Here is a 16,344-nt window from a genome sequence, read left to right on the forward strand (position 1 = left end):
GCTGCCGGCAGTGTTACCCGACGGCGTACCCGCCGTCTTGTCGACGGTCAGCGCAGGCGCCGGAGCGATCGGCGTGGCCGTGGTGTCCGGCGGGCTGGTGGTGGTGCCGCCGCCCGGCGGCGTGCCGGTCACGGTGGCGCTGTTGTTCACCGTGCCCGCGTCGATCTCGGCCTGCGTGATGGTGTGCGTGCCGGTGCAGGTGGTCGTCGCACCCGGAGCCAAGGTCGTGACCGGGCACACGGCCGCCGCATCCAGCTGCGCGTCGTTCACGGCGATGCCGGTGATCGTCACGTTGCCGGTGTTGGTCACCAGGAAGGTGTAGGCGATGGTGCTGCCCGCAGTGTTACCCGACGGCGTACTCGCCGTCTTATCGACGGTCAGCGCCGGCGCCGACGTGATCGGCGTGGTGGTCGTATCCGGCGGGCTGGTGGTGGTGCCGCCGGTCGGATCGGTGCCGCTGGCCGTCGCGCTGTTGTTCGAAGTGCCGGCGTCGACTTCCGCCTGGGTGACGGTATGGGTGCCGGTGCAGGTGGTGCTCGCGCCTGGAGCCAACGTGGTCGCCGGACAGGTGGCGGCGGCATCCAGCTGCGCGTCGTTTACCGCGATACCGTCGATCGTCACGTTGCCGGTGTTGGTCACCAGGAAGGTGTAGGCAATGGTGCTGCCCGCGGCGTTGCCCGAAGGCGTGCCGGCGGTCTTGTCGACAGTCAACGCCGGAGCAGGCGTGATCGGCGTCGTCGTGGTATCCGGCGGACTCGTGGTCGTGCCGCCACCCGGCGGCGTGCCGGTCACGGTGGCGCTGTTGTTCACCGTGCCCGCGTCGATTTCGGCCTGGGTGATGGTGTGCGTACCGGTGCAGGTGGTGCTCGCACCCGGAGCCAGCGTGGTCGCAGGGCACACGGCCGCCGCGTCCAGCTGCGCGTCGTTGACCGCGATGCCGGTCACGGTCACGTTTCCGGTGTTGGTGACCAGGAAGGTGTAGGCAATGGTGCTGCCGGCGGTGTTACCCGACGGCGTGCCCGCCGTCTTGTCGACGGTCAGCGCAGGCGCCGGAACGATCGGCGTGGTCGTGGTGTCCGGCGGACTGGTGGTGGTGCCGCCGCCCGGCGGCGTGCCGGTCACAGTCGCACTGTTGTTAACCGTACCGGCGTCAACTTCCGCCTGAGTGATGGTGTGGGTGCCAGTGCAGGTAGTGCTCGCACCCGGCGCCAGCGTGGTCACAGGACAGGTCGCGGCCGCGTCCAACTGCGCGTCATTCACGGCAATACCGGTGATCGTCACGTTGCCGGTGTTGGTCACCAGGAAGGTGTATGCGATGGTGCTGCCGGCGGTGTTGCCCGAAGGCGTACCCGCCGTCTTGTCGACGGTCAGCGCCGGCGCGGGCTGGAAGGTGTTGGTGATGGTGCAGGTCGCGGTCTGTCCGAGATCCAGCGCCAGACTGTTGCCCGAGAGGTCGCCTGCGGTGCAAACCCAGCTGCCCGCGGCGTAGTCGGCGGGACCACCGCTTTCCGACAAGTTGTAGGTACCGCGCGAGACAGTGCGGTTGGTGATCGCCGCCTGACCTTCGGTGCCGGTGACGCCGGTGGTGGGGCCGGTCGCGGTCAACGTCCAGGCGGTGTCGACGGCGGTGCCGCCGTTGTCGTTGACCACCGTCTTCAGCAGGGTCAGCGTGGCAGCCTGATCGTCGTTGGTGATGGTGCACGATGCGGTCTGGCCGTTGGCCAGGACCAGGCTGTTGCCGGTCAGCGTGCCTGCGGTGCAGGTCCAGGCGCCGGCGGTGTAGCCGGCCGGGCCGCCCGCTTCCGTCAGCGTGTAGGTGCCGGCCGAGACGGCACGGTTGGTGATCGCCGCCTGGCCCTCGGTGCCGGTGACGCCCGTGGTGGGGCCGGTCGCGGTCAACGTCCACGCCGTGTCGATCGCGGTGCCGCCGTTGTCGTTGACCACCGTCTTCAGCAGGGTCAGCGTGGCGGCCTGATCGTCGTTGGTGATGGTGCACGATGCGGTCTGGCCGTTGGCCAGGACCAGGCTGTTGCCGGTCAGCGTGCCTGCGGTGCAGGTCCAGGCGCCGGCGGTGTAGCCGGCCGGGCCGCCCGCTTCCGTCAGCGTGTAGGTGCCGGCCGAGACGGCACGGTTGGTGATCGCCGCCTGGCCCTCGGTGCCGGTGACGCCCGTGGTGGGGCCGGTCGCGGTCAACGTCCAGGCGGTGTCGACGGCGGTGCCGCCGTTGTCGTTGACCACTGTCTTCAGCAGGGTCAGCGTAGCGGCCTGGTCGTCGTTGGTGATGGTGCAGGTGGCGACGTCGCCCGCGGCCAGGGTCAGGCTGTTGCCGACCACCGCGGCGCCGCCGTTGACCACGCAGCTGTAATTCGAAGCGGTGTAGCCCGCCGGCCCGCCGCTCTCGCTGAGGGTGTAGGTGCCGACCGGCACCGAAGCATTGGTGATGGCCGCGGCGCCCTCGGTGCCGCTGATGGTGGCCGGGCCGGTTGCGGTCAAGGTCCAGGCGGTGTCGAGGGCGGTGCCGCCGTTGTCGTTGGCGACGGTCTTGAGCAGGGTCAGGCGCGGCTGGATGGGATCGCTGTCGATCGCGGTGCAGACGCCGGTGGTGGCGTTGTAATTAGCCGCACCGTTGGTGGAGGTGCAGGTGGTGCCGGTGTTCTGCACGCCCGTCGGCGGCGTCACCGTGGTGGTGTTCACCGCGTTTTGAGCCGTGGCCGGCAGCGCGATCGCTCCCAGGGCCAGCAACGCGAAGGTCAGGCATAGGCGGCGACCGGCCGAAGCCAGCGTGAGTCGGATGTCTGCAGCCACGTGTTGCGCTCCCCTGAACCTTATCGACCGCCGCCTGGGGCGCCGACCGTGTAATGGATCCCGATTCGTCGCTTATCGACCTAAACGGAATATTAATTTCATGTAGGCAACTATCGTGCCATTTGGAAAACACCCCAAACCTGCGTTTGCGCCGCGTTCGCAACTCATGCCACGAAGAGAACGACCCAATCAGTCACATTAGGACGTAAATGGTCCAATCGTAGAATTTGTCTGCAATCAGCACCCGGCCTTTCGAGCACGTCGCAGCCTGGCTGCAGCGATCGCCCGCGGGATTTCGCATCGGTGCTCGCCGCTGGCCGAATCGCCAAGCCGGCCGTACTCCAGACTCGTCCTTAGTGACTGGGATCGCGAAACCACGCCCAGTGAGGACATCGCGCGCTACAAATGGGTGGCCCGGCCCCCGGATGGACGCGGCCAGGCAGGCTGGGTGGCATACCCTGGATGCCGCCATTTGCGCTGAGCGGCGCGCCTTCACACGCTCCTGTGCCCCCGCCTAACGGCTTGGAGCACGCCTATGGCACACAAAGCACTTGAGCTGCGAGCGCGTTAGCTGAACAATGCCCGGCGCCTTGCCCGAATGGAAAATCTCGACCGGGCAAGGAGTTAGGCTGACTTTTTGCACCAGTCTTGTGTATTTTTCACAAGCTGACGCCTTGCCCGCCGCGGACGCTGCCTCCAGGTCCCCTGCTCTTTCCGGGTAATGACACCGTTTTCAAGCCTGCGGAGACCCTATCCCATGAAGTCGTCTCACCCGACCATCGGCGGCCTGCTGCGCTCCCTGCGCGCGCGCAACAAGTGGACGCTGAAGCAGATGAGCGAACGCTCGGGGATCCCGCTTTCCACGCTGTCCAAGATCGAACACGACCGCCTGTCGCTGACCTACGACAAGCTGCAACAGCTCAGCGAGCGCTTGAACATCCGCATGTCGGAGTTGTTCGCCGAGAGCGAAGACGCGAACACGCCGGCGGTGACGGCGCGGCGCAGCGTGGGCCGGCTGAAGGACTCGCAGCGCGTGGAAACGCGCAATTACGACAATCATTACCTGTGCATCGAATTGCGCCGCAAGCGTATGATTCCGGCAGTGACGCAGCTGCGCGCGCGCACCCTGGAAGAGTTCGGCCGCTTCTTCAGCCACCCGGGCGAGGAGTTCGTCTACGTGCTGGAAGGCGCGGTGGTGCTGCACACCGAGTTCTACGATCCGCTGACCCTGCAGCAGGGCGAGTCGGTCTACATCGACTCCAACATGGGCCATGCCTACCTGATCGCACCCGGGCACGAAGCGGCGACGATCTTGGGCGTGAGCGCCAGCGACGGCGACGAAGGCGCGCTGGACGCGCTGCTGGCCGCGCACGACGCGAGCTGAAAAAGCGCGCTCTGCAGCGCGCTAGCCGGAACCCGACCGAAGGCACACTTTGCGCCAACTCTGGGCGTGAACCCTATTGCAATTCTCCAATCAGGACAAATATCCTGATTCCGAAAGCCCGCGCGCCGGGCTGCCCCCATGACGACGCCCGCCCCGCGGCCCGTCGTCCCGGTCTCGAGCTGGAGTAGCGGTCTTTTGCGCCTCGCCCATCGGTCGAGGCTCTTTTTTTGCCGGCGCCGGCAGCGCCTCAGAGCTCGCTGCGCGGCGGCAGCGACCAGTCGATCGGCGCCTGCCCCTGACGGGCCAAATACTCGTTGGCGGCGGAGAAGTGGCCGCAGCCGATGAAGCCGCGATGCGCCGACAACGGCGAGGGGTGCGGCGCCTTGAGCACGCGATGGCGGCGCGGGTCGATAACCTTGCCCTTGGCCTGGGCATAGCTGCCCCAGAGCAGGAACACCAGGCCTTCGCGCTCGCGGTTGAGGGTGTCGACTACATGGTCGGTGAAGCCTTCCCAACCCTTGCCCTGGTGCGCACCGGCGCGGCCCTCCTCGACCGTGAGCACGGCGTTGAGCAGGAGCACTCCCTGGCGCGCCCAGGCCATCAGATAGCCGTGATCCGGGCGCGGCAGGCCCAGGTCGCGGTGGATTTCCTTATAGATATTGTCCAGCGACGGCGGCACCGGCACGCCCGGCAGCACCGAGAAGCACAGGCCATGGGCCTGGCCGTAGCCGTGGTAGGGGTCCTGCCCCAGCACCACCACCTTGACCTGTTCGAACGGGGTGGCATCGAAGGCCGAGAAGATCTGCGGGCCGGGCGGGAAGATGCGGGCGCCGCCGTTCTTGCGCTCGCGCAGGAACGCGCCCAGCGCGCGCATGTCCTCGCGCGCGAACCAGTCGCCCACGCGCGCCTTCCACGACGGCTCCAGCTTCAGGCGCTCGTCGCCGTCGCCGGTCATGCGGCGCGCTCGGGCAGCCGCGCCAGGCGCAGCTGGAACAGGGTCTTGGTCACCAGCAGGCGCTCTTCGATCGGCTTGAGCACCAGGTCGTTGGCGCCGGCGCGCAGCAGCTCGCTCTGGTTGTCCTGGTTGGCGTCGCCGGTCATCACCAGCACCGGCAGGCGGCGCTTGCCGTAGCCGAAATCGCGGCGCAGGCGTTCGAGCAGGTCGTTGCCGCTAAGCGCGCCCTTCAGATAGACGTCGGTGAGCACCAGGTCGGCGCCCACGTCGTCGGCGCCGCGATGGGTTTCCAGGTACTCCAGCGCTTCTTCCACGCCGATGAAGTGCAGCACCTGCAGACCGTGGCGTTCGAGCATGCGCTTGGTCGCCACCGCGACCACGCGGCTGTCCTCGACGTAGAGCACGCGCGCGCCCGGGATCGGTTCGGGCTGGACGTAGCCGCGGATGAAGGCGGCCAGGGCGCTGTGGCCTAGCGACTTGTCGAAATAGTCGGTGACGTCTTCGGTGAAGCGGCGCGATTCCAGGTGCGATTGGGCATCGCCGGAAACCACGATCACCGGCACGTAGGCCTGGCCGCCGGCTTCGCGCACGCTGCGCGCCAGGCCGATGCCGTCGCCGTCGGGCAGCACCAGCGAGGTGGTGACCAGGTCCACCGCGCCCACGCCCAGCGCGGCACGCGCCTCGGAGATGCTGCCGCAGGGGACCACTTCGACGTTCGGCAGTTCGCGCGCGAGTACGTCGCCGATCAGCTTGCGCACCAGCTTGGAACCGTCGACGACCATCACCCGGGGCGCGGCATTGTCGAAATGGCGTAGATCGTGACTGTGCATGCGGGCGGATGGGACGGGCGGCGCGGAGACCGGAGTGTAGGCAGGAACCGGCGACGAATCCGAGCGGCCGGTTCCGTCCTGCGGGGTTAGCGATCAGGTGTCGGTGGGCCGGGTCTGGCGCAGGTAATGGCCGGCGACCAGGCCTGCGCCCAGCCAGCCCAGCACGCCGGCGCCGGCCACGATCGCCGCGGCGTAGAGCGGGTCGAAGCCCTGCAGGGCGAAGCCGCTGCCGTAGCTGCGCGCCAGCTCGGCCAGCGGCTGGCGCAAGGCGACATCGGCCGCGGTGAGCAGGCCCAGCGCGAGCGCGCCGGCGGCCAGCCCGTAGCAGGCGCCCAGGTACAGGAAGGGGCGGCGGATGAAGCCGTCGGTGGCGCCGAGCAATTGCAGCACACCGATCTCCTCACGCCGCGACTGGATGTCCAGGCGCACGGTGTTGCCGACCACCAGCAACGCGCCCAGGCCCAGCAGCGCGGCCAGCACCCAGGCCAGGCGCGTGCCGAAGCGCAGCCAGCCGTCCAGGCGCTGGCGCCAGCCGGCGTCGTGCTGGACCAGGTCGGCCTCGCTCAGGCCCTTCAGCGATTCGGCCAGCAGCAATTCGTCGCCCTTGGGCACGATCAGCAGCACGGCCGGCAGCGGATTGCCTTCCAGCGTGCCGATGGCTTCGTCCAGGCCGCTCTTCTCGCGCAGCTCGGCCAGGCCCTGCTCGGGCGTGCGCAGTTCGACGGCGGCGATGTCCTTGCGCGCGCGCAGCTCCTCGGCCAGGGCGCGGCTGCGTTCGGCGGCCAGTTCGGGTTTCAGGAACACCGCGATTTGGCGCGAGCGCTCGACGTCGCCGCTGAAGCGTTCGATGTTGGCCAGCGCGGCCCACAGGCCCACCGGCAGGGCCAGGGCCACAGCCATCACGCCGATGGTCAGCGCGCTGGCCCAGGGCTTGCCCAACAGACGGCCCAGGCTGGCGACCAGGCTGTAGACATGATGGTCGAACCAGGTGCCCAGGCGCGAGCGCGAATCGGCGGGGGCGGCGGACTTGGCATTCATTCGGCCAGATCCTCCGGCGAGATGTCGTCGACCAGGCGGCCCTGGTTGAGCACCAGCACGCGCTTGCGCATGCGCTTGACCAGGGCCAGATCGTGGCTGGCCACCAGCACGCTGGTGCCGCGCTCGGGCAGCGAGGCGAACAGGGCCAGGATCTCGGCCGACAAGGTCGGGTCGAGGTTGCCGGTGGGTTCGTCGGCCACCAGCAGGCGCGGCTCGCCGACGATGGCGCGGGCGATGCCCACGCGCTGTTGTTCGCCGGCCGAGAGCTGGCCGGGCAGCGCGTTCGCGCGCGCGCCCAGGCTCACCCGGTCCAACACCGCACGCACGCGCTTGGCGATGTCGCCGCGGCGCAGGCCGCGCAGCAGCAGGGGCAGACCGACGTTGTCGGCCACGCTGCGATCGGCGAGCAGGCGATGGTCCTGATAGACCACGCCGACCTCGCGCCGGTGCAGGGCGACGCGGCGGCCGCGCACCTTGAGCAGGTTCTTGTCGCCGAACAGCACCGCGCCGCGGCTGGGGCGCTCGCTGAGGTGGATGAGCTTGAGCAGGGTGCTCTTGCCGGCACCGGAGTGGCCGGTGACGAACAGCATCTCGCCGGGGGCCACGTCGAAGCTGACTTCGCTCAGCGCCTCGTGGCCGCTGCTGTAGCGTTTGCTGACGTTATCGAAGCGCAGGACGGTCATGGCCGGAGTATCGCAGATGCGCGATTGTCGAGAACACATCACGTTTCCGCCGACGCGCTTGCACTAGCGTGACCCTGCGGTCGGCATGGACGACGGTCGCAGCACGGGGCCGACGCGCCCCGCAACCCCGACCCTTACTCCAGCCACCGCGGGCGCTGCGCGCCGGTGGCCGGCCGAGCTCGGCCTACGGCGCAATGCCGCGTCCTGACCGCAGGCATCAAGGAAGGCTCCACGATCCAGCCGCCGCCCGCAGGACGATAGGGCGGGTGCGCGGTATCCCGGTTTTTCATCCTTAAGGAGAAGGTTATGGGAACCACCCGTTTGCAAGTCGCGCTCGCCTTGGGCCTGGCCCTGGGCCTGCATGCCCACAGCGCCAGCGCCGAGCAGTACGACCCGCCGATCGCCATCGGCAGCATCGCCTGTCCGGCCGGCTCCACCGGCTACGGCAACGCGCGCTTCATCGTGTTTCCGTCCTGGGCCAGCGCGCCGCCGAACTGGCGCCTGACCATCTGGTGCAACGCGGCCGGCGCCGGTCGCCGCACCCATTTCGAACCTGGCGGCGGCGGCGTGTTCGCGCCCTGGCCGAACCTGGGCGGCGCCTTCGGCGTGGGCTGGCCGCCGCCGCCCAGCTACGGCAACCAGTTCCAGCAGCTGGACGTGGACAGCGACGGCGACCTGGACGTGCTGCAGCTGCTGGAAACCGCACCCAACACCTGGACGGTGTTCCTCAACCGGGCGCTGTGAGGCGCATTCGGCGCGGCACGCGACCGCGCTGGAGACGAAAGGACGAAACGAAAACGGGCGCCCAAGGGCGCCCGTATCGTGTCGCGCGGGCGGGCACCGGGCCCGCGCGCGTCAGTGCTGCGAACGCGGCGCGCGCGTGACCAGCGACTTCAGGCCGCGGCCGATGCGGCTGAGCAGGCCGGGCTTGGCCTCGCCGGACGCGGCCGGCGCCGGCTTGGCGGCGGCAGGCTTGCCGGCCGACGGCGCGGCGGCATTGGCCGCGGTCTGCACGCTGGCGCCCTCGGCGCCTTCGACGCGGCGACCGCCACGACGGCGACGGCGCTTGCGCGGCGCGCGCTCGCCTTCCACGGCCGGCGTGGCGGCGGCAGCGGCGGCAATGGGTGCCTCGCCTTCGACGCGCGGCTTGCGCTCGCGCGGCGGACGCGGCGCGGCGCCTTCGGCCGGTGCGGCATCGCCGGCTTCGCGGCGCGGGCGCTCGCTGCGCGAACCTTCACGGCGCGGACCGCCCTCGCGGCGACCGCCGTCGCGCGAACCGCCGCTGCGGCTGCGACCGCCGCCACCGCGGCGCGCGTCGTCGGCGGCGCGCTGCTCGCGCGCCTCCTTGAAGATCGCGCCGATGCTTTCGTTCTCTTCGCCTTCCTCGCCCGCCGGCACCTCGCGCGGAGCGCGCGGCAGCGCCACCAGCAGGTCGGCGTCGACCGTGGCCACCGGCAGCTTCTGCTCGATGTAGGACTCGATGTCCGGCAGGCTCATCGCGTAGCGCTCGCAGGCGAAGCTGATCGCGTCGCCCTCGGCGCCCAGGCGCGCGGTGCGGCCGATGCGGTGGACGTAGTCCTCGGCATCGAACGGCAGGTCGTAGTTGTAGACGTGGCTGACGCCGTCGATGTGCAGGCCGCGGGCGGCCACGTCGGTGGCGACCAGGATTTCCAGCTGGCCCTTCTGGAACTTGTTGAGCAGCGACTCGCGCTTCTTCTGCGGCACGTCGCCCGAGAGCACGCCCACGCGGTAACCGCCGCGTTCCAGCGCGCGCGCCACGCGCTCGACCCAGGCCTTGGTGTTGACGAACACCATGGTGCGCGCGCCCTCGCTGCGCGAGAGCAGGCCCAGCAGCAGCGGGATCTTCTCTTCGTCGGCCGGGAAGTAGACCTTCTGCCGGACCTTGGCCGCGGTGATGAACTCGGTCTCCACCACGACCTTCTCGGGCTCGTTCATGTGCTCGTAGGCCAGCTCCAGCACGCGGTGGCTGAGGGTGGCCGAGAACAGCAGGGTCTGGCGCTCGGTGCGGATCGGCATGCGCCGCAGCAGGAAGCGGATGTCCTTGATGAAACCCAGGTCGAACATGCGGTCGGCTTCGTCCAGCACGCACATCTCGCAGGCGTGCAGGCTGACCACCTTGTGCTGCTTGACGTAGTCGATCAGGCGGCCGGGCGTGGCGATGATCACGTCGGCGCCCTTCTGCAGCAGTTCGCGCTGCTTGTCGTAGTCCACGCCGCCGTAGACCAGGGCGAACTTCAGGCCCAGGTCGGAGCCGAACTTCACCGCGTCCTTATGGATCTGGATCGCCAGCTCGCGGGTCGGCGCCAGGATCAGGGCGCGCGGGTCCTCGGGCTTGCGCTCGGCCAGGGCCGGGCGGGTCAGCAGGCGGTTCATCACCGCGACCAGGAAGGCCAGGGTCTTGCCGGTGCCGGTCTGGGCCTGGCCGGCGACGTCGCGTCCGGTCAGGGCGATGGGCAGGGTCAGCGCCTGGATCGGCGTGCAGCGCGAGAAGCCGGCGGCTTCGAGGCCGGCGAGCAGGCTGGGATGCAGGTCGAACGAGGAAAACGTTACGTCGGTTAAGGGCTTGTCGCTCATACTTCTTCTAAAGGGTCCGCGCGCAGGGCTGCGCTTGCGTGGGTGGCGTCGGCGAAGCAGACTGCCGGGGCCGGGCTGACCGCCCACAGGCGTGGGGCCGATCCGGCGTTCTGCCTCTCCATGAGGCCGTGGCGCAGCCCTTGAAGGTGCCGCGAAACGCCCCAGTTTACCGTAAGGCCCCGCCCGGCATGGCCCGCCCGGGGTTCCATTCAAGAATTGCCCGTTCCGTACGGGCGAGTACCGCAGGAGATCCCCGTGAGCGAGAAAGTTGTGCATGCTGGCGCTTCCGATTTCGACGCCACCGTGCTGCAGTCGTCCGAACCCGTCCTGGTCGATTTCTGGGCCCCGTGGTGCGGCCCGTGCAAGGCGATCGGGCCGATCGTCGAGCAGCTGGCCGACCAGTACGAGGGCAAGGCCAAGGTGGTCAAGGTCGACGTGCAGGAACACCCCGCTCTGGGCGTGCGCTTCAACGTGCGCAGCATCCCCATGCTGCTGATGTTCAAGGACGGCCAGGTCCATTCCAGCCAGATGGGCGCCCCGCCGAACATCAAGTCGATCCTGACCCAGATGATCGACCGCGCGATCTGATCCCGCGCTCCGGCCTGTGCCCCGCACCGCGGGCGCAGGCCGCCGGGCCCGGTCCGGCAACGTGAACGGCAAGCCCCGCAACGCTTGCCGCCACGCAACAGCAGTGCTAGTTTCGCCATACCCGGCGCGCACCCGCAGTACGGCAGCGCCGCACCCCTTCTAGCAACTCATCATCCACCCACGTCCCCGACGTCCCGCTCGCCGCCTGCGAGCGCTCGCCCCTTAGCGAGGATTCCCTGCTTGTCCGATAACACCCCCGACGCTGGCGATACCGCCGAAAAGCGCGTGCGCAAGTCGCGTGTCGCCAAAGCCGACGCCGCTCCCGCCGCCAGCCAGCCCGCTCCCGTAACCCCCGCCGCCGCTCCGGCTCCGGCACCGGCGCCCAGCGCGCCCCCCGCACCTCCCGCTCCTTCCGCAGGCGAGTCCGCACCGGCCCCGGCCGCTGCCGAGAGCGCGCCGCAGGGCGGCGGCGACGGCAACCCGAATTCGAACAACCCGCAGCGCGACGGCGGCGGCAACTACGAAGGCCGCGGCAACCGTCGCGACCGTTTCCGCAACCGCCGCGACCGCGATCGCGACCGTGGCGGCCGCCCGCGCGACGACGGCATGAACGACAACGGCAACGGCGAGAACTTCGTCCCGCGCCCGCACCCGCAGGTGCCCGAGGGCTTCCCGCAGTACTCGCTGGGCGACCTCAAGCGCATGCCGGCGCCCAAGCTGCTGGACCTGGCCGACCAGCTGAGCATCCAGGAAGGCGTGGCCCGCGCGCGCAAGCAGGACGTGATCTTCGCCCTGCTCAAGGTGCTCACCCGCCACGGCGAAGGCGTGGCCGCCGACGGCGTGCTGGAAATCCTGCCCGACGGCTTCGGCTTCCTGCGCGCGGCCGAGGCCAGCTACCTGGCCGGCCCGGACGACACCTACATCTCGCCCAGCCAGATCCGTCGCTTCAACCTGCGCACCGGCGACCACCTGTCCGGCCGCATCCGCTTCCCCAAGGACGGCGAGCGCTACTTCGCCCTGTCGGTGGTGGACAGCATCAACGGCGAGCCGCTGGAAGCGTCCAAGAACAAGGTCCTGTTCGAGAACCTGACCCCGCTGTTCCCGCGCAAGCGCTTCCGCCTGGAACGCGGCGACGGCTCCACCGAAGACATCACCGGCCGCATCCTGGATCTGATGGCGCCGCAGGGCAAGGGCCAGCGCGCCCTGATCGTCTCGCCGCCCAAGGCCGGCAAGACGATGATGATGCAGCAGGTGGCCACGGCCATCACCACCAACCACCCGGACGTGCACCTGATCGTGCTGCTGGTGGACGAGCGCCCGGAAGAAGTGACCGAAATGCAGCGCACCGTGCGCGGCGAAGTGGTCAGCTCCACCTTCGACGAACCCGCCGGCCGCCACGTCCAGGTCGCCGAGATGGTGATCGAGCGCGCCAAGCGCCTGGTCGAACACAAGAAGGACGTGGTGATCCTGCTCGACTCGATCACCCGCCTGGCCCGCGCCTACAACAACGTGGTGCCGTCCTCGGGCAAGGTGCTCACCGGCGGCGTCGACGCCAACGCCCTGCACCGCCCCAAGCGCTTCTTCGGCGCCGCGCGCAACGTCGAGGAAGGCGGCTCGCTGACCATCATCGCCACGGCGCTGATCGACACCGGCAGCAAGATGGACGAGGTGATCTACGAAGAGTTCAAGGGCACCGGCAACTCCGAAGTGCACCTGGACCGCCGCATCGCCGAAAAGCGCGTCTACCCCGCGATCAACATCAACCGCTCCGGCACCCGCCGCGAGGACCTGCTGATCGAGCCGGAACTGCTGCAGAAGATCTGGATCCTGCGCAAGCTGCTGCACGGCATGGACGAGATCGGCGCGATGGAGTTCCTGCTGGACAAGATGAAGACGACCAAGAGCAACGACGAGTTCTTCAGCTCGATGAAGCGCTGAGGTTCGCCTCGCCCTTGTCGCGAAACGCCCCGCCTTGTGCGGGGCGTTTTGTTTTGGGGTGGTTGCGGGCTGCCCTCACCCCAACCCCTCTCCCGCAAGCGGGAGAGGGGCTAAAGCAAAGCGGCATCGGATCTGTCCCCTCTCCCGCTTGCGGGAGAGGGCTAGGGTGAGGGGATGAGCGCAACGCGCGAATGCTCTTGATCCTCGCTCGGGCACCGAACTCGCCGTCCAATGGAAGACCCGGAGGGCGGCGCACAGGACGTGCGCCGTTTTCCGCTCGGGCAGGAGGCCCGATCGGAAAATCCCCGCGCACGCTCCGCTCCCGCACGGGAGCTCTGGGGCAGCGTTTTTCTTTGGTTACTTTCTCTTGACGCTTATCAAAAGAAAGTGACCCGGCCGCTTGCGGACAGAAGCTGTTGCTGTTGCTTCGACCAACACACCCACACACCTTCGCGAGTTCGGAGCTGATCGCGGCTCACGCCGCTCCTACAGAAAGCAGAAAGCTGCGCCGAAGTTGCGGGTTCGCGGTCGCAGCTTGCGCAGCTCCTACAGGAAGCGATTGGGGCAAAAAGAAACGCCCCGCGATGCGGGGCGTTTCGGTGGCGCGGGTTGCCGACTCAGAACCCGCGGCCGGCACCCTGCGTCGTCTGCTGCGTCGGCGCGTCGCCGGCGGCCATGTTGCGCGCCGCCAGCTGGCTGCTGACTTCCAGGCTCTGGCTAGAGCCGGCGGCCACGTCGATCGAGACCATGCGTCGGTTGGCCGAGGCGGGATCGCCCTGCACCGCGAACAGTTTGCTGCCGTCCTTGCTCGCGAACAGATGGTCGACCTGGGTCAGGCCGCCGTCGCGGCTGACCGGCACCAGCGCCGCGGCCAGGTTCTTCTGCTGCTGCTCGTCCAGCTTGGCCGCGCCCGTATCCACGCCCTTCACCTTGTCCAGCATGTCCTTGTACATGCCGTTGAGCGAGTTGGCGCTGCTGCTGAGGATGCCGGCCACGCGCAGGCCTTCGTCCAGCGCGCCGCCGAGCTTGTTGGTGTTGCGGTTGGCCGCTTCCTGCTGCGCGGGCGGCAGCAGATAGGTGCCGCGCTCGCGGTCGCCATCGCGGTCTCGCACGTAGCGCTTCACGTCCTGCAGTTCCAGGTCCAGGAACTCCTTGGACGAGCCCTTGGCCGCACGCGCCAGCTCCATGGCCTGCTGCGCGGTCAGGCGCTCCAGGCCCTGGCCGGAGGCGAGCACGTCCACCAGCGACTCGGGCTGCACCTTCTGCTTGAGGAAGGCCAGGAAGCGCTCGCGCGTTTCCGCGTTTTCGCCCATGGCGTCGAGCACGCGGGTGGCGGTGGACAGGGCGTTGCCGGCGTCGGTGGGCATGCCCGAGATCTGGCGCATGATGCCGTTGATCGCCTTGCGCGGTTCCAGGCCTTCGGCGAACGGGAAACGCTCGCGGAACTCGTCCCAGCGCGGCGCCAGCAGGGCTTCGCGCGCGCGCTTGATCAGCTCGTAAGCGCCCGCGGCGAAGGCGACGATGGCCACGCCGGCCGGGGCCACGCCGATCAGGCCGGTGACCAGCGGGCTGCGGATGCCCATCATCATCGCGGTGCTGCCGATGTTGCCGGCCAGCTTGAAGCCGTTGCTGAGCAGGTCGAACGCGGCGTCCACGCGCTGGTCGGTGTCCAGCGGTTTGCGCGTGATCGGGTCGCGGCCGTTGAACACGCGGGTGGCGTCGCGACCGATGGCCTTGGCATCAGTGGCCACGCCCTTGACCGCGGTGTAGCGCTCCAGGATCTTGGCCGCCTCGCGTTCGCGGCCGCTCTTGAGCGCGAACTCCAGCACCGCGGCCATCGCCACCGCGTCCACCGGCTTGCCGGCCTGGCTGGCGGCGCTGCCGGCCTTGATCGCCGCTTCCAGCGCTTCCAGGGTCTGCGCCACGTCGCCGTGGCCGCCGCTGCGCGCCAGCTGCTTGAGCTGTTCGATCGAGGCATCGACCGGCGCTTCGGGCGCGGCGTCGCGCTGCGCCGACCAGGTCTTGGCATAACCGACCAGCGCGGCCTGGGTGGCGGCGGGCACCTCCACCGCGTAACCGTGGAACGGCGGCGCCATGCGGCCGTCGCTGCGCGATTCGCCGGGGTTGAGTTTCCACACCAAGGGCGTTTGCGCGAGCGCGCCGCCGGGCCCCGATACCGAGGCGATGGTCGCCTCCAGGGTGTCTTCGTCGACGACCTGGCCGTTGCGTTGCAAGGCGTCGGCGACCACCGCGCGCAGGATGTTGCCGCGCGACCATTCTTCGTCGGCCGGCAACAGCGCGGTGTAGTTGAGCGCGCGCTCCTGCGGCGCGCCTTGTCCTGCGTACCAGCGTCGGGCGGCGAATCCCGCCCGCGCGTCCCCCTCATGAGGGGTCGTATCGACCACTGCATTCATTGCACTTACTCCATGTCCGGTGAGATAGCTCCTGGGTACACCAACCCCTGGCGCTCCGGCCGGGGGTCGAGTCCGCATCATGCGCCGGTCGGGGAGCGGGGGCAATTCGGGGGCGAATGGAGCCCTGTTCAGGAGCAGGAGTTAGTGGGTAGGAGTTAGGAGTTAGCCAAATCCAGCGGACCCGCTTCCGCTGACTCCTAACTCCCACCCTCTATTTTCTAAAGCCCTACTCCACACTCTCCAGGTCCGACTCCACCCGATGCCAGCCGCTGGCGTCGCGGCGCATCAGCACGCGGCCGCGGCGGCGGATCTCGTCGCGGTCCACGCCTTCGACCCAGAGCACGACCTCGTCGCCGTGCTGGCGGCCGCGGGCGATCACGGCCTGCACCGGTTCGCCGTCGCGCAGCGACTTCAGCGACTCCTTGACCGTGCCGGGGTCGTCTTCGGGGAAGCGCCAGCGCGCGTCCTCGCCGCCCATGCGCCGCAACGCGGCGACGTCGCCCTGGGCCAGCGCGGCCAGCCAGGCGCTGTAGGCCGCGCCCGGGGCGCCACCGCCGGCCGGCAAGGCGTTTCCTGGCGCGGGGACGACCGGCGCGTCGAAGCGCAGGTCGAAGTCGTAGGGCGTGCCGAGGAAGTCGCCTTCGGCCAGGGCCCAGCGCCCGGCGACGGCGGCGGCCTGGTGGCGCTGCAACTGCAGCTCGCCGTAGCCGCCGCTGTTGAAGCCTTCGGGCGAATAGAACAGGCCGCATTCGTTGCCGTCGGCGGTGATGCAGATGCGCACGAAACCGCCGGGCGGCGCCTGTTCGCGCACGGCATCGAGCGGGTCGAAGGCCGCGGCGATGCGCTGCGCGTCCAGCGGCGCGGCGCTGAGGAAGACCAGGGTGCGGCGCTGCTCGGCCAGGTCGGTGGGCTCTTCGGCGACCGCGACCGCATGCTGCACGGCCAGCCGCGCCGTACCGTAGCGGAAATGGCCGGAAGCCGACTGCGCCTGCGCGGCGCCCATGGCCAAGGCAGCCAGGGCGGCGGCGAGGCATCGCGAATGCAAGGTCATGGCGGCGCTCCTGTCGCGGGGTCCTGCCCTAGCGGACGTAAGCGCGGCGCGGCGGCGGACAAC

The 16,344-nt window shown here is 69.3% G+C and carries 12 protein-coding genes; 4 read left to right on the forward strand and 8 right to left on the reverse strand.

The window, feature by feature from the left end:
• The coding region (locus tag DX914_RS15115) for a beta strand repeat-containing protein (RefSeq protein ID WP_196778938.1) at positions 1-2,805 on the reverse strand (2,805 nt) is incomplete at its 3' end.
• A 757-nt stretch (positions 2,806-3,562) separates the two neighbouring features.
• Between DX914_RS15115 and DX914_RS15120 the strand changes: the two genes are divergently transcribed.
• Entirely contained in the window at positions 3,563-4,189 is a 627-nt protein-coding gene (locus DX914_RS15120; RefSeq protein ID WP_115860252.1) for a helix-turn-helix domain-containing protein, read from the forward strand.
• Positions 4,190-4,436: 247 nt separating this feature from the next.
• Here DX914_RS15120 and ung read toward each other — a convergent pair whose 3' ends face one another.
• From ung to ftsE, 4 genes are all read right to left on the reverse strand, one after another.
• On the reverse strand, positions 4,437-5,144 hold the full coding sequence (ung, locus tag DX914_RS15125; RefSeq protein WP_115860254.1) for a uracil-DNA glycosylase: 708 nt from the start codon (positions 5,142-5,144) through the stop codon (positions 4,437-4,439).
• A complete protein-coding gene (locus tag DX914_RS15130) occupies positions 5,141-5,974 on the reverse strand; it encodes a response regulator (protein ID WP_115860256.1) in 834 nt (277 codons plus the stop codon). Before DX914_RS15130 ends, ung begins: the two co-directional genes overlap by 4 nt.
• Before the next feature lie 93 nt (positions 5,975-6,067).
• The gene (ftsX, locus tag DX914_RS15135; protein ID WP_115860258.1) at positions 6,068-7,012 is read right to left on the reverse strand and encodes a permease-like cell division protein FtsX; all 945 of its coding nucleotides are present in this window, start codon (positions 7,010-7,012) and stop codon (positions 6,068-6,070) included.
• On the reverse strand, positions 7,009-7,695 hold the full coding sequence (gene ftsE / locus DX914_RS15140) for a cell division ATP-binding protein FtsE (RefSeq protein WP_115860260.1): 687 nt from the start codon (positions 7,693-7,695) through the stop codon (positions 7,009-7,011). The genes ftsX and ftsE overlap by 4 nt, the downstream gene beginning before the upstream one ends.
• A gap of 306 nt (positions 7,696-8,001) precedes the next feature.
• Between ftsE and DX914_RS15145 the strand changes: the two genes are divergently transcribed.
• On the forward strand, positions 8,002-8,439 hold the full coding sequence (locus tag DX914_RS15145; protein WP_115860262.1) for a hypothetical protein: 438 nt from the start codon (positions 8,002-8,004) through the stop codon (positions 8,437-8,439).
• A 111-nt stretch (positions 8,440-8,550) separates the two neighbouring features.
• On the opposite strand, the gene rhlB is transcribed toward DX914_RS15145, so the two are convergent.
• Entirely contained in the window at positions 8,551-10,290 is a 1,740-nt protein-coding gene (rhlB, locus tag DX914_RS15150; RefSeq protein ID WP_115860264.1) for an ATP-dependent RNA helicase RhlB, read from the reverse strand.
• Between the two features lie 255 nt (positions 10,291-10,545).
• On the opposite strand from rhlB, the gene trxA reads away from it, so the two are divergent.
• Entirely contained in the window at positions 10,546-10,878 is a 333-nt protein-coding gene (trxA, locus tag DX914_RS15155) for a thioredoxin (RefSeq protein WP_115860266.1), read from the forward strand.
• A gap of 240 nt (positions 10,879-11,118) precedes the next feature.
• The gene (gene rho / locus DX914_RS15160) at positions 11,119-12,816 is read left to right on the forward strand and encodes a transcription termination factor Rho (protein WP_115860268.1); all 1,698 of its coding nucleotides are present in this window, start codon (positions 11,119-11,121) and stop codon (positions 12,814-12,816) included.
• A 617-nt stretch (positions 12,817-13,433) separates the two neighbouring features.
• On the opposite strand, the gene DX914_RS15165 is transcribed toward rho, so the two are convergent.
• Both DX914_RS15165 and DX914_RS15170 read right to left on the reverse strand, forming a co-directional pair.
• Entirely contained in the window at positions 13,434-15,230 is a 1,797-nt protein-coding gene (locus tag DX914_RS15165) for an XVIPCD domain-containing protein (RefSeq protein ID WP_147300694.1), read from the reverse strand.
• Between the two features lie 226 nt (positions 15,231-15,456).
• Positions 15,457-16,281, reverse strand: a complete 825-nt coding sequence (locus tag DX914_RS15170) for a hypothetical protein (RefSeq protein ID WP_147300695.1) — start codon at positions 16,279-16,281, stop codon at positions 15,457-15,459.
• Positions 16,282-16,344 lie beyond the last annotated feature (63 nt).

Origin of the sequence: Lysobacter silvisoli (genome assembly GCF_003382365.1) — a bacterium.
Classification (GTDB): domain Bacteria; phylum Pseudomonadota; class Gammaproteobacteria; order Xanthomonadales; family Xanthomonadaceae; genus Lysobacter; species Lysobacter silvisoli.

What these genes read in the sequence shown, in the direction of transcription:
- DX914_RS15120 (WP_115860252.1), top strand. Translation starts at nt 3,563, where the DNA reads ATGAAGTCGTCTCACCCGACCATCGGCGGCCTGCTGCGCTCCCTGCGC.
- ung (WP_115860254.1), bottom strand. Translation starts at nt 5,144, where the DNA reads ATGACCGGCGACGGCGACGAGCGCCTGAAGCTGGAGCCGTCGTGGAAG.
- DX914_RS15130 (WP_115860256.1), bottom strand. Translation starts at nt 5,974, where the DNA reads ATGCACAGTCACGATCTACGCCATTTCGACAATGCCGCGCCCCGGGTG.
- ftsX (WP_115860258.1), bottom strand. Translation starts at nt 7,012, where the DNA reads ATGAATGCCAAGTCCGCCGCCCCCGCCGATTCGCGCTCGCGCCTGGGC.
- ftsE (WP_115860260.1), bottom strand. Translation starts at nt 7,695, where the DNA reads ATGACCGTCCTGCGCTTCGATAACGTCAGCAAACGCTACAGCAGCGGC.
- DX914_RS15145 (WP_115860262.1), top strand. Translation starts at nt 8,002, where the DNA reads ATGGGAACCACCCGTTTGCAAGTCGCGCTCGCCTTGGGCCTGGCCCTG.
- rhlB (WP_115860264.1), bottom strand. Translation starts at nt 10,290, where the DNA reads ATGAGCGACAAGCCCTTAACCGACGTAACGTTTTCCTCGTTCGACCTG.
- DX914_RS15165 (WP_147300694.1), bottom strand. Translation starts at nt 15,230, where the DNA reads ATGAATGCAGTGGTCGATACGACCCCTCATGAGGGGGACGCGCGGGCG.
- DX914_RS15170 (WP_147300695.1), bottom strand. Translation starts at nt 16,281, where the DNA reads ATGACCTTGCATTCGCGATGCCTCGCCGCCGCCCTGGCTGCCTTGGCC.